This is a genomic window from Lentimicrobiaceae bacterium (genome assembly GCA_020636745.1).
In the GTDB taxonomy this organism is placed as follows: Bacteria; Bacteroidota; Bacteroidia; order Bacteroidales; family Lentimicrobiaceae; genus Lentimicrobium.
In genome coordinates, this window is sequence record JACJXH010000002.1 from 556,034 (window position 1) to 570,796 (window position 14,763).

At 40.9% G+C, this 14,763-nt stretch carries 9 protein-coding genes; 7 read left to right on the forward strand and 2 right to left on the reverse strand.

Annotation, left to right across the window (positions count from 1 at the left end):
* Positions 1–143 precede the first annotated feature (143 nt).
* A complete protein-coding gene (locus H6541_04900; GenBank protein MCB9015113.1) occupies positions 144–2,231 on the forward strand; it encodes a gliding motility-associated C-terminal domain-containing protein in 2,088 nt (695 codons plus the stop codon).
* A 7-nt stretch (positions 2,232–2,238) separates the two neighbouring features.
* Here the strand turns inward: H6541_04900 and H6541_04905 are convergent, their stop codons facing one another.
* Positions 2,239–4,650, reverse strand: coding sequence for a prolyl oligopeptidase family serine peptidase (locus H6541_04905; protein MCB9015114.1), 2,412 nt, complete (start codon positions 4,648–4,650; stop codon positions 2,239–2,241).
* A 109-nt stretch (positions 4,651–4,759) separates the two neighbouring features.
* Positions 4,760–6,832, reverse strand: a complete 2,073-nt coding sequence (locus H6541_04910; protein ID MCB9015115.1) for a CotH kinase family protein — start codon at positions 6,830–6,832, stop codon at positions 4,760–4,762.
* A gap of 433 nt (positions 6,833–7,265) precedes the next feature.
* Between H6541_04910 and H6541_04915 the strand changes: the two genes are divergently transcribed.
* The 6 genes from H6541_04915 (at position 7,266) to H6541_04940 (ending at position 14,757) form a co-directional block, all read left to right on the forward strand.
* A complete protein-coding gene (locus H6541_04915) occupies positions 7,266–7,583 on the forward strand; it encodes a hypothetical protein (protein ID MCB9015116.1) in 318 nt (105 codons plus the stop codon).
* Between the two features lie 50 nt (positions 7,584–7,633).
* Positions 7,634–9,622 carry a peptidylprolyl isomerase gene (locus H6541_04920; protein ID MCB9015117.1) on the forward strand — a complete coding sequence of 663 codons (1,989 nt, stop codon included), beginning with the start codon at positions 7,634–7,636 and terminating at the stop codon, positions 9,620–9,622.
* Between the two features lies 1 nt (position 9,623).
* Entirely contained in the window at positions 9,624–10,487 is an 864-nt protein-coding gene (locus tag H6541_04925; GenBank protein ID MCB9015118.1) for a hypothetical protein, read from the forward strand.
* A gap of 34 nt (positions 10,488–10,521) precedes the next feature.
* Positions 10,522–11,868, forward strand: coding sequence for a peptidylprolyl isomerase (locus H6541_04930; protein ID MCB9015119.1), 1,347 nt, complete (start codon positions 10,522–10,524; stop codon positions 11,866–11,868).
* A gap of 23 nt (positions 11,869–11,891) precedes the next feature.
* Positions 11,892–12,863 (forward strand): MoxR family ATPase, encoded by a 972-nt coding sequence (locus H6541_04935; GenBank protein ID MCB9015120.1) that lies wholly within the window; start codon positions 11,892–11,894, stop codon positions 12,861–12,863.
* Positions 12,864–13,317: 454 nt separating this feature from the next.
* Positions 13,318–14,757: a transporter substrate-binding domain-containing protein gene (locus tag H6541_04940; GenBank protein ID MCB9015121.1), complete on the forward strand. Its 1,440-nt coding sequence runs from the start codon at positions 13,318–13,320 to the stop codon at positions 14,755–14,757.
* The last annotated feature ends 6 nt before the right edge of the window (positions 14,758–14,763 follow it).

A 14,763-nucleotide genomic window follows, 5' to 3' on the forward strand; every position in this document is an offset into this window, starting at 1 on the left:
AGCCGGCCTTTACAGGTATTTAAAGTTTTCCGCATCATTTTATTTATGCTGTGTTGTCTTTTCTAAAAAACAGAATGGCATAATAATTAATTGCGAAACGAGTTTATTTAATCGGGCATGTTTGATTTTTATAACTTTGCAGCATGAAAAAAGTAATTTTAAATATAGCTTCTTTCCTTCTGTTTATAGGCTTTACATTGCTTTTATTGATTTCCGGTCAGGCGAAAGCAGCACTGCCGGTACCGGTAGTAAAATGTATTTCCGTTGTGAATAATGGTTCTATAAGTGTATCGTGGACTGTTGAACCCGGCAGTTTTGATGGAATCAGGATTTATTATAAAAATCTTGTTGATTTATCAGGAGGTACATTTGATATAGGCTCTTCAATCATAAGTACCCAGGTGCCGGTTACCAATGCCCTTTCTGATGGCTACGAAGTTTATTTGAAAACTTTTAAAAGTAACAGCCCCCCGATACCGGAAGAGCTCTCTGACGAATCTCTCCATGCATTCAGCATTAAGCTTGATGTTTCGAATGTGAGTGACCAGAAAGGCATTGCCAGGCTTTCATGGAACAGGATCAATGCGGCTTTTAACGGTAACTATACAATTTGGCGCTCATTAGATGGTGTAATTTTCAATGATGTTGGCACCACAACAGACCTTAATTACGATGATATTCTGAATGGTTCTCAGTTTTGCATGGACGATACACAGGTGTATTATAAAATTGAATACAATGATGCTGCTGTCGGGTCTAGCAACTGTAATTCATTTTCTACCATTGCCAGTGGGTTGTTTAAAGATGATAACCCACCCGAGGATCCTGTTTTATCATATGTAACGATGAATAACGGTTTGGCCGAAATTCGCTGGGCTGCAAGTACTTCGCCTGATGTTGCTTCTTATATTGTTGAACTAAAGGACGCAAGTGGCCCATGGAACATCATAGGGAACCTTCCTGTAACCAATGGTAATAAATTTATACACAATCCTTCGTCAACGCTTATTGATCCTTGTAACACCATTCTTACTTATGCAGTAAGAGCCGTAGACATTTGTGGTAATGAAAGCGACGGGGATATAAATTACCTCAAGCCTCATAACAATATCGTTTTATCAGGCGAAACAGAATCAACCTGTGGCAGAAGTGCTGTGCTTACCTGGAATGCTTATCAGAATATGGATCCGCCTGTTTCAAAATACATTATTTATCGTAGAGAAGCGGGTGCCCCTATGCAATTGATTGATACAGTGTCAGCTGATGAACTGACTTATACTGACAATTCGATATATCCCAATGTGGCTTACTTTTATAAAGTAACAGCTGAAAACGGGATTGACAGAAAGATATCATCCAGTTGCGAATTGGAGATAACAGCTACTCCAGTATCTCTTGACAACTTTGATATGAATTATATTACAGTTGCCAATAACGATCACATTGAGCTTTTTGCCAATGCCAACCCGGCTGATGTAATTCAATCACTTGCTATCGGACGTTCTTCAACCGATGGCGGTTCACTCTCAAATGTTGATATTATTCCCTGGGGTGGTACCAATCCGGTAGAGGTAGCTGACTTTTTGGCTGAGGTTAACAGCACCAGTTATTATTATACGATTACAGCATATGATTCATGCAATTTCCCGTTGGCGACAACAACTGTTTTCAGAAGTATATTTCTTCAGATTGCTCCGGTAGGAAATGACAGATACAGATTGAGCTGGAATGCCTTTGAAGGCTGGGATGATACATATGAATACCAGGTATTCAGGGTTGTTGATGGGGTGGTAGATGCTGCTTTTCCTGAATTGCTTTCGTCCAGTCAGCTGGTTTTTGTCGATAATATTTCAGGCGTTTTGGCGAGCAGTATTTCATACTATGTTGAAGCTGTCAGAATTGATGATGGAGTCAGAAGCCGTTCAAATGAGGTGCAGATTGCTGCTGATACACAGGTAAAATTACCAACAGCTTTTAAGCCCGGTTCAGATAACTCAATAACCAATACATTCAAACCACTGCTCCGGTTTTTTGATGCTGGATCATACTCCCTCATGATTTATAATCGCTGGGGGCAGCAGGTATTTTCAACCAACGACCCGACCAAAGGCTGGGATGGCCTGGTGAATGGCAATGAAGCATCTGCAGGACTTTATGCCTGGGTGCTTACTTTTAATGATCTCAACGGGAACAAAACAACCGAAAAAGGGGCTGTTATGCTCTTAAGGTAACTCAGCGCTATTCTTCAACGCGGTTTTTTACGTATTTTTCGAGCCACTGATCGGTTTCCCAAAGCATATGCATGATGTTTTCCCGGGCGTTATATCCATGACTTTCATATGGCAGTAACACCAATCTGGCTGTGCCTCCCAACCCTTTAATGGCGCCAAAAAGGCGTTCGCTTTGCAGGGTAAAAGTTCCCGGATTGTTATCAGCATCACCATGTATAAGCAGGAGGGGTTCATTAATTTTATCGGCATGCACAAAAGGCGACATGGTCAGATACACTTCAGGTGCCTCCCAGAATGTGCGTTCTTCAGATTGAAACCCAAAAGGTGTCAGACTCCGGTTGTAAGCTCCGCTTCGGGCAATTCCAGCAGCAAAAAGGTCGCAATGTGCCATCAGATTGGCTGTCATAAATGCACCATATGAGTGCCCTCCAATCGCAATTCTTCTGCGGTCGGCAACACCTCTGGCAACGGCATAGTCAATAGCAGCAGCTGCATTTGAAACAAGCTGTTCAACAAATGAATCGTTGGGCTCACTATTTCCTTCGCCGATAATGGGGAAGTCAGCATCATCAAGTATTGCATAGCCTCTGGCTGCCCAATATACAGGTGATCCGTAGTATAACTGAACAAAAGTATGGGGCGATTCCTTAATCTGACCAGCTTGCTGAGCATCCTTGTATTCAACCGGGTATGCCCACATCAACATTGGCAGCCGGCCATCTCGCAATGAGTCGTAACCCGAGGGCAGGTAAAGTGTAGCTGATAAGTCTACCCCATCAGCTCTTTTATACCTTACCCTTTCTTTGCTAACCCCCATAAACGATGCATAAGGATTGGGAAAAGATGTCAGTGGTTTTAATTTTTGATTTGTTCGCAGGAAAAAGTTCGGGTTTTGCTCCTTGCTTTCAACTGACGTAATCATCTTTTTAGCTGTTGGATCAACCACCCTTACAATTGATTCATAGGTAGAAATTCCGTCAGCTTGCCATAGACGGTGGCTTTTTAGCTGTTTGATGTCAAACTCATCCACAAATGGTTTGTTCCCTTCAGGAGAATAACCTTCGCCTTGTAAATAAAGCTTTTTCCCGTCTGAAGAGAACCATAATGTTCTTTCGTTATATTGATTCCGTTTAGTAAGAAAATCACCCGGGTCGCCATAGTAATCTTCAGTTGAGCGATTAAATATAATTTTGGGGTCGGCATTTTCTTTTGATGGATCAATAAAGTAAGTAATGGTGTTTCTGTTTTTCCACCAGTAATCATAAATTACAGCCATTTTCTGGTTGCCCCAGGTTGCTCCGTAATATCTGTTTCTGGTGGCGGCTAAAAAGCGCGCATTTCCTGAAAAAGGGGCATCGGACTGATAAACTTTATCGCGGAAAGCAACCTCAACGGACGGGTCTCCACCATCCTGAGCTTCAGCCCAAACCAAACTTGCAGGCATATCTGACCGCCAGCTGATTGAACGTTTTCCTGTTTCTGTGGCATCAAAACCGTTGGGAAGCTCTTCTACAAGCTGACGGTTGTAAAAGTTCAGAAGAAAACTGCCATCCGGCTTGTAGATATCATACGAAACCGGAAATCTGTATTGCGGTACAATATATGAATACGGCCTTTTGATGGTTTGAACGAGTATATAATTGCCATCGGGCGAAAATGAAACCGATCGGTAAATGGCTTTTGGTAAGAAGTCTGTTATTTTGCCATTCATCTCAATGCGTTTGAGTTCAGCCTGAGTGTAATATTCATATTTTTTCTCATCGGCAGGATTGCGCAGCAGATCCTGAAAGGTTCTTGCAGGTGCTTTTCGTCCGGTGGTTTCCTGAACAGCAGGCCCTTCGGGTAATTGCAGCTCACTGGTAAGTTGTTCTCTGTTTTCGGGAACCATCAAGGCAAATACAGCGTCAGATTTTGGCGACCAAACATAAGCTGAGCCCATTGAGCCATTGAGCCTTGGCGGAGAAATACAGCTGGCGTTGCCGCTGTTTAAATCAATTACCCATAATTCAATGCCATTTGAAAGCGTGTTGGTAAAGGCGATTTTGGTTTCGTCGGGCGAGAAGCTTAAATCAGAAATCTTCAGCTTGCCGGGGAGCCCGTTGATAGTCAGGTATTGGCCTGACTCAATGTTCATGACTTTGATATCGTAATTGTATGAAGCTCTTGATTGCCCGTTTGTTTGCGGATTGATGCGGATACCTGCCAGTTTTACTTCAACTTCGGCCAAATCTTCAAGGGTTTTAAAAGCCAATCTGTCAAGCATTACCATTGTTTGATTGCGCGAATCAATCCTGATGGCAGGTCTGGGTTTAATATCAACCAATTCAAGAATTTCCTGAGGCGGTAGTTGATAAGTCTGATTGGTTTGGGCATTGGCAAAAGAAGTAATCGTCATTAGCAGTAGGATTAATCGTTTCATGAACTTGTGTTTTATGATTCATAATGCCATACTTAAAAACGAGTTATGGCATTGGTATGAATCAGAATGAAAACTAATACGCTGTAAATATAATGTACTTGCAGTTCTCTTATTGCTTAATAAATCGTGCCGAATGCACTTTAAGTCCATTATTTATGGTAATCAACCAGATGCCAGGACTGAGTTTTGAAATGTCGGCATGCCATTCGATGAATCCGTTGGCAGGATTTTGGTAAATATCGCTGATGATTATCCTGCCAGTTGGGTCGGAAATGGTGAACGAAATTTCTTTCATATTGTTGGATTCAGTTTTTACATACAAAATATTTGACGCCGGGTTCGGGAAAATGCTGAATGCTGCCTGATGATTATCTGCAAAATCTGTTGCGGTGCTGTTGCAGGTACCAGGCAGGTTCTGATCAATCCATGCAAGACGCTGGTGAATCCAGTTTTTCAAGGAACTGATTTCTTCAGCATAGGTTGGCGGGTAAGGCCAGGGGTTGGGCCAAACATACACGCCTAAGATTGGCCATACAGTAAAATTTCGTTCCTGCGATTCGTTTAGCAACAGGGCAACACTGTCAATATATTGGTCAAACCAATTGTCACTGAGCAGATTGTCGCGCAGCATGGTCCATCGGCACTTCAGATTATTGGCAAAAGCGGTGTCTTCAAGCAAGCGTTCCCACCAAAATGGAACCTGCCAGTAATCATCGGTGCAAGGAAACTGGTAGGCCCATCCTTCAACTTCAGTACCGCCGCAATAATCTGCATTGTGCCAGGCAATGTCATAATCCCATACAGGTCCAATTCTGAGCTTTCCGCCTAAACTTTCGCGCTCTTTATGAAGGAATGTACTGAGGCGATAGCCGTCAACATTTTTACTGATTTCATTCACCAAAAAATAATCAATAAAGGAGAGCTCATCAACAAATTGCCTGAACCCGGTTTCTGGATTGGCAAAATCAGGCCCGGCAAGTGTGCTTTCAAATGAGTTTACATAATTGCTGATATAGGCTTTTTGCGGATCTGTAATATCTTCGGCCTTGGGAAATTCGTATTGAAAGAAGATAGTTTGCCCGTTGTTATGGTTCTCAGGCGGAAAATTTGAAATCCAGCCATCGCCACCGCTACCTGTAGTTTTGTCAATTTTAAATATATACCCGCCAGTCAGTTGATCGCCTGAATTTTGATCGGGTTTGAGTTTGGCAATATTTACCCTGTTTGCGTCGCGCTTGATTCTTTCAGAGAAAACATAAATTCCTTTATAAATCCCATTGATGACTACTTCAACATACTTGTAACGTGTGGCATAATGGCCAAGATTACGCGATACCTGATATGCCAATGCATTGCGACACAATGTTTTATCGGTATAATTAGCGTTCAGGATCCAATCGCTTTCCTCAGGCATGCCCAGCATTGAAATGTCAACTTCTTCACCCTGTGCGTCCCATGTTTCAAAACCATAGCTTTTTTTGGGAAACATCTGAGAACTGGATCCTCTGATTTCTATTCCGGCATAAGCATCATAAACCGGATTGTCGCTGACATAATTACGTTGTCCCTGACCATTGTCAATTACTTTCATGCCCACCTGAATTTTGGGATCATCAGGTATTTCCTGCCCATATGTGTCGATAAGAATGATGGGCAGGTTTGACGAAGTGAAGGCAAACGGCGCTGTGGGATGATCGCTGAATGTAATTTCCCAATCGAGTAAATTTCCCTGGTCGGAATTGAATTTGTCGAGGATGTATAAATACCAGATGCCATTACCTTCGCGTCCGTTGTTTAATGATCCCATTTGCTCCTGTGGTTTGTAATAACCTGTAAACGGGGCACTACCCTGGTTGATGACTCTGAAAGCTGTATCGGTAAAAATGGTGTTGGTGTAATTGTCTCCATCTCCGCCATTGCCATCACTCAGGACAATTGATGTGCCATCAGGGGCAATTAATGCAATCAGCAAATCTGCATCATATGTATGAGTCAGGTTTATACGTATTGATGATAATCCGTGTATACTGTCAATGCTTGCAGGATTTAAGTCACTTACCGTTATTGGATATATTGCCGGAGTGCCATCATCTGGAATTATTCCTCCTGTTCCTTGCCAGGTTTGTGCAAAAATGTTGCATGCCAGACATGTTGCCGTCAAGAATGTGAGTAGTTTTTTCATTTTTGTGAAGTTAGTGTAGCTTTATTACCCAGACCAGATATTGATGAAGGCTTATAAGCCCGAATTTTTAAGTTTTTTTCTGTTCTGAACAGTAAGCTGGTGCGACATTTGTTTTCAGGCCATTAATTTAGGAATTTTTAACAGATCTGTAACAGCCGGGTAAAACATGCGTTCAGGTATAAGTTTAATTTTATGGTTGGCTTTTCTGAACAGCAAACCGGTTTGGAAGTTATGTGTAAAATATTGATAAATAGGTGTGTAACACAGGCTCTGAATTTTTTACTTCGGAATTCATAACACAATGAGGAATGTAGAAATTGCCCCTGATGCCATTTGAAAGCCCGAAAAGTAACTATTGGCTGCATTGAGCACTATGCAATCAGAAGTTTAGAATCTATTTTTCATAACTTTGCACATTCTAAAAAGCAGAAACATGTTGGCTTTTAATGATAAAATGGCTGGAACCTATACTACTCCCGATGATGTGCTTTTAAGGTCTGCACATGCGGCAGCACTGCCATTTGGCCAAGGTGTAACATCCGGATTTTTACATTATACCAGCATTCGTATACCGGTTGTTTCTGTCGGGGTTGATATGATTACTGATGCGTTAATGGGCCAAAATCCGGCTCGAAACTGGGGTAAGGGCTTCCTCATATCCAACATGTTCGGTAATAATAAAAAGAACCCCAAAAATGCTTCGGGAAGTCTTGTGTCTGATGCTGGTATTGCCGTTAAGCCTGTAATTTAACTTGTTAAAAAATAAACAAATACATAATTCAATTAACCACTTCAATCGTTATGAAAAACCTGCTTGTTAAGTTTCTGTTTACCATCATTTTTTTAACAGGAATATCATGTGCCTTTGCTCAGGATACAGATCCTGTGATACTGAAAGTGGCTGGTGAAAACATCACCAAAACGGAGTTTTTAAATGTTTATCAGAAAAACAATGTTAATGGTGAAGTTCTCGATCGCAAATCACTTGAAGAATACATGGAATTGTATATCAATTTCAGGTTGAAGGTTAAGGAAGCTGAAGAGCTCGGGCTTGATACGATGCGCTCTTTTATTGATGAACTGGCCGGCTATCGCAAACAGCTTGCACAACCTTATCTGATTGATGAGGATATGAATAAAGCGCTGCTTGAAGAGGCATATAGCCGCAAGACTGAAGATATAAGGGCCAGTCACCTGTTGGTAAAAGTGGATAAAAATGCTTCGCCAGCCGATACACTTATAGCTTATAAAAAAGTGATGGCCTTGCGCAAAAAAATTCTGAAAGGCGCTGATTTTGGTCAGGTTGCAATGGAAAGCTCCGATGACTTGTCGGCTCGTGACCGGACTGTTGAAAACCGGCAGGTAAAAGGTAATAAAGGTGATTTGGGATACTTTACTGTTTTTGATATGGTTTATCCTTTTGAAACCGGTGCATATAAATTAAAAGTAGGCGAGGTTTCAATGCCGGTTCGTAGCGATTTTGGCTATCATCTGATTAAAGTAACTGACCGTAAACCGGCTATGGGCCGCGTTCAGGTTGCTCATATTCTTCTGCGTATACCTGCCAACGCTTCTGCCGAAGACAGTACCGCTGTTGCAAAAAAAGCACAGGAAATATACAGCCGTTTGATGAATGGTGAAGATTTCAGTAAACTCACCGCCGAATTTTCTGAAGATAAATCAACATCACCTAAAGGAGGCGTTTTGCCCTGGTTTGGCGCCAATAAGATGATTCCTGAATTTATCAAAGAGATTTCTGCCCTCAAAGATATCAATGATATTACCAAACCTTTTTCTTCTTCCTTTGGATGGCACATAGTTAAGCTTATTGATCGCAAACCTGTAGGAAGTTATGAAGATAACCTCGCTGATTTAAAACAAAGCCTCACCCGGAATGACAGAGCTAAAAAGAGTGAAGAGGCCTTGCTGAACAGAATTAAACGGGAATATAAATATTCTGACAATCTGAAAGCCAGGGATGAATTCAATAAGGTGGTTACCGACACTATTTTTGCTGGCGGATGGGATGCTAAACAAGCTGAAAACCTCAATAAAACGATTTTTACCATCGGACGTCGCAGCTACTCACAACAGGATTTTGCATCTTATCTTGCTAAAAATCAGCGCAAAAGAAACAAAGAGGAGATTCCTGTTTATATAAATACTATGTTCAATGCTTTTGTTGCAGAAAAATGCCTGGAATATGAAGATAGTCAGCTTGAATCCAAATATCCTGAATTCAGAATGCTGGTAAAAGAGTATCGTGATGGAATCTTACTGTTCGAACTTACTGATCAGAAAATCTGGTCAAAAGCCGTTAAAGATACTTTAGGCCTTGAGCAGTTTTATAAGGCAAATGCCACAAACTACATGTGGGATCAACGTCTTGATGCAACCATTTATACTTTTACAACTAAAGACGAAAAGCTGCTGGCAACTGCCCGGAAGGCTATAAAAAAAGGCATTACCGATAACGAGTTGCTTGAAATGGTGAATACTGACAGTACATCGGTTTTAACCATCGACAGGAGGAAATATTCAAAGGGCGACAATGCCATGATTGACGAAATTGACTGGACTCCGGGTATGGCAACCGAAACAGCTACCGCTGACAAAGTAACCATGATTATGGTCAATCAGGTGGTTAAACCTGAGCCAAAATTGCTGAACGAAGCGCGGGGTCTTATCACAGCTGATTATCAAAATTATCTTGAACAGGCATGGATCAAACAGTTAAGGGCAAAATACCCTTATGAAGTTAATCAGGCTGTTCTTTCTTCAATAAACTAAAGTGATCAAAGATTTAAAGATATGGATGCTGCTGCTGCCGGTAAGTTTACTGGCAGCATGTAGTTTTTTTAAAAAAGACAACAGTGATGTGGCGGTGGCTGTCGCCTATGATAAAACACTTTATCGTAGCGAGTTGAATGGGATTGTGCCGTCAGGCTCATCTGCCAATGACAGCATTGAAATTACCCGGCAATATATTGATAATTGGGTGCGTAACCAGGTGAAACTGCATCAGGCTGAGAAAAATCTGAGCGATGAACAGATGGATTTTGATAAGCAGCTGGAGTTGTACAGAAATTCACTCATTATTTATGAATATGAAAGTGAACTGATAAAACAAAAACTTGACACTGTCGTTAATGAACAGGAGATTCAGCAGTTTTACGATGCCAATCCTGCAAATTTTCAGCTTCGCGAGAACATTGTGAAAGTGAGTTATATTAAAGTTCCGTTGGCTTCAGTTGGAGCGCCTGCTGTTAAAAAAGCCAGACAATTGTTGGGGGCAGAACGCATTGCAGACCCTGAAAAGCTCGACGAAATTTGTCAGTCATCTATGCTCTCGTGTAGAATAGATGATGATAATTGGTTGACATTTAACGACTTGATTCGAGAGCTGCCGTTGGATGTTTTTGATCAGGAAAACTTTTTGAAAAGCAAGAAGTTTTTTGAAACCAGTGACTCTCTCTATCTTTATATGGTGAGGTTTAATGATTACAAAATAAAAGAAAGCCTTTCGCCTATCAGTTTTGAAACTGAAAAAATCAGGAGCATCATTCTTAACCAGCGAAAGCATGAGCTGATAAACCGGATGCATCAGGAAGTTTTTCAGAAAGCACTTGAAAATAAGGAGTTTGAAATCTTCTGATTCCATACTTTACATCTATAACGAATTTGAAAAAATGAAAAAAACAATTGCATTATTACCGCTTGTTGTGCTCAGTTTCCTGTCATTGAATACACATGCTCAAGAACAGGTTATTGATGAAGTAGTCGCTGTAGTCGGTGCCAATTATATTCTTCAGTCTGATATTGAAGCACAGTATATCCAGTTCAGGATGCAGGGTGGAATCAGCGACGCCCGGGCTACCCGTTGTCAGATTCTGGAAGATTTGCTTTTTCAGAAACTGATGCTTAATCAGGCTGAGCTTGACAGTGTGGAAGTTACTGACGACCAGATTGAGCAGACCATGGATGCCAGATTCAGATATTATATACAACAATTTGGCTCTCAGGAAAAACTTGAACAGTTTTATAAAAAACCACTGATTCAAATCAGGGAAGAATTTCGCAGCCTGGTGAAGGAACAGTTAATGGTTGACGAAGCTCAACAATCTGTAGTCAAAGATTTGAAAGTGACACCTTCTGAAGTTAGAGCGTTCTTTAACAGCATGCCCAAAGATAGTATTCCAATGATAGATACCGAATACGAAATTGCACAAATTGTGAAGGAGCCGGCTATTAGTAAGGAAGAACTTGATGCTACCCGTGAACGCATTAAAACACTACGCGACCGTATCTTAAAAGGCGAAAATTTTGGAGCTCTGGCGGTGCTTTATTCTGAAGACCCGGGATCAGCCAAGAAAAGGGGAGAAGTTGGGTTTGTTGGCCGCGGTCAATTATATCCCGAATACGAAGCAGCAGCTTTTGGATTGAAAAAAGACGAGGTTTCAGATATAATCAAATCCAAAGCCGGTTATCATATCATTCAATTGATTGAGCGCCGCGGCGACCAGATTAACACCCGTCACATTTTACTGATGCCCAAAATATCAGATGTTGATATCGCTAAGGCATCCCGCCTGCTCGACAGTGTGGCCGGGCTTATCAACGACAAAAAGATGACTTTTGAAGATGCTGCAACAAAATTTTCTGACGACCCTGGCAAAATCAATGGTGCCATGATGGTGAACCAAAATACAGGAAACACGCGGTTTCTGGCCAATCAGCTTGACCCAAAGGTGTTTTTTGCCATTGACAAAATGAAAGTAGGTGATGTTTCTCGTCCAATACCAATGGTGAATGATGAAGGGAAACAGTCTCTGAATATTTTCACCCTTATTTCTAGAACGCAGCCTCACCGTGCTAACCTGAAGGATGATTACAGTACTATCCAGGAATGGGCCCTTAATAAAAAACGCGCCGATACAATCAATAAATGGATTGCTGACAAAATTTCAAAAACCTATTTCAGGATCAATGAAAATTATCAGGATTGCAATTTTCAGCATTCATGGGAGGTGCGGTAATTTTTAATTTTTAGCATAAAATTATGATACAATATAAGTCTGATGTTGAAGCAATTGACGCTTTTGTCCAGAAATACAAAGTGTTGACACACGAAATAGGTAAAGTTATTGTTGGGCAGGATGATGTCATCAAAGGTGTGCTTATATGCATTTTTAGCAAAGGCCATGCTTTGCTGGTTGGTGTACCGGGTCTGGCCAAAACCCTGCTGGTAAATACCATTGCCCGTTCTCTCGGATTATCGTACAGCCGCATTCAGTTTACGCCTGATCTTATGCCTACTGATATTCTGGGTACTGAAATTCTGGATGAGAACAGACGCTTCAGATTTCTGAAAGGCCCTGTTTTTGCCAACATTATTTTGGCCGACGAAATTAACCGTACGCCACCCAAAACCCAATCAGCGCTGCTTGAAGCTATGCAGGAAAAGGCTGTTACGGTTGCCGGTGAATCGCATAAACTAACGGAGCCATTTTTTGTTTTGGCCACCCAGAATCCGATTGAGCAGGAAGGGACTTATCCTTTACCTGAAGCGCAGCTTGACAGGTTTATGTTTAACATCTGGCTTGATTATCCCTCGTTTGAGCAGGAAATTGATGTGGTTAAAAATACAACTACCGAAAAATCAGCAGAGCCTCAGGTTGTTATTTCAGGTGAAGAAATTATCTATTTCCAAAACCTCATCCGGCGTATTCCTGTTCCTGATAACGTTTATAATTATGCGGTTCAGGTTGCATCCCGCACGCGTCCGGGTACAAAGTCTGCCCATCCATGGGCCAATCAATACCTTACCTGGGGTGCCGGCCCCCGCGCTTCGCAGTATCTCATTATCGGGGCGAAATGTCATGCAGCTATCAATGGTAAGTATTCTCCCGATATGGAGGATGTTCAGGCAGTGGCAACCAGTATTTTACGCCACCGGATTGTTAGAAATTATAAGGCTGAAGCTGAAGGAATTAGCGTGAAAATGATTGTAGACGAAATGCTGAAACAATAAATGCTGATTTCAATAAAAGATTAAAAGGCAGTCAGGATTTCTGATTGCCTTTTTTTATTTTATTTCTGAGTGTGATGCACTTTGTCTCAAATTTTTTGCTGTCTTCACATGTTGTATTATTCATATATGAGTTTCGGTAAAATATTTTACATTGGCGATCAAAGACTAGTTTGTGAATTAAATATCATCGCTGTTTTTTTCTTATTTGTTTTTTGAAGCAAGGGATTTTTCATGTCTGGCTCAGAGCTTCTATATGTGATTGTGTTGAATATATTAAACGTGCTTGTTCATATAAAGACAATGTAAAATCTGTTATTCATGCCATGTTCAAAACAGGAGATTTATTAATATTATAGAAGAGGATTGTCGTTTTTTCTTAACAGAATTAGGATTCTTGGTATTATTCCCTATTTTTGCGTGTATAGAAAATTTATTTACAATTATATCTTAAATAATGAAAAAAACTACCTTGCGTCTGCTGTGCACATTAACTTTATTACTGCTCTTTCTTACTCAATGCAGCGAAAAAACCGACAATAGCTACCGATTCCGATTCAAGTTTATTTCTGAGAATTATAAACCCCTTAATTTTATTGAGAATGCTCAGCCAGCCGGATTGGCTCCTGAACTGCTAAAGCAGATTTGCGGAAACCTTGATATACCGTTTGAAGTTACTTTTCTCGACTGGGAACAAGCTTACAATCAGGCACAAACGACAGATAATGCCGTGTTGTTTACCACTATTCTGAATGCTGATCGACAAGATCTTTTTAAATGGGCAGGGCCTTTTGCTTCTCTCGACTGGATGTTTTATTCTTCATCGTCAAATTATATAACTGTTAATACGATGGATGATGCCCGCAGTGTTGCAGCAATTGGGGTAATCAGGGATTATTCAATAGAACAGTTTTTGATTTCTGAAGGCTTTACCAACCTGGTTTATTGTGACAACAATATTGATGCCTTTGATAAGTTGCTCAAAGGGGAAATAGATCTTTTCCCTTCCGATAAAATTACTGCCGAAGCTGCTCTTGAATCACTGGGACAATCAATTTACAAGGTTACAGGTCAATTGACCATAAGAACAGACTTATTGTATTTTGCATTCAACAAAAGCATTCCGGATGATGTTGTGGCTGATTTTCAAAGAGAAATCAATTTATTGAAAGAGAATGGCAGTCTGAGGACGCTATATCGTAAGTACATGCAGTCATCAGATGTGCCCGGTACTCTTCAGATTTATACTGAGCAATATCCTCCACTCACTTTTAGGAATAACCAGGGTGATTTAACAGGATTTGGTGTTGATGTAGCTTCCGAAATTATGAAGCGCAACCAGATTTTTGCTGATATCAGGCTTACTTTATGGAGCAATGCCTATGAACTGGCTCTGCATAATCCTGATTTTTGTCTTTTTACGATGGATCGGACACCAGCCCGCGATACCCTCTTTCAGTGGGTAGGACCCATTGGAACCAATACAACCTTTTTTTATGTAAAGAATGGCTCAGGCATTACTATTTCTTCTATTGATGATGCCCGCAATTTAGCTTCAGTAGGAACAGTAAGCTTTTGGTTTTCTGATCAGTATCTTCGCGAGCAGGGGTTTACCAACCTTGTTTCTGACAGCGATCCAAAAATTATGACTGAAAAGTTGATGCTGGGTGAAATTGATGCTTTTGTTTGCACAAGCGTTACTTTTCCTGATATCCTGAAAGATCTTGGTTATGAGTACGCGCAGGTACAGCCCGCTTTCTCGCTTTTGTCGTCTGATTATTATATTGCTTTTTCAAAAAATACACCTGTTTCTATGGTGAACCTGTGGCAATCTACATTTGAATCGTTGAAACAGGATGGCACATATCAGGCTATCCAACACAAATGGTTCCCTTAATCAATC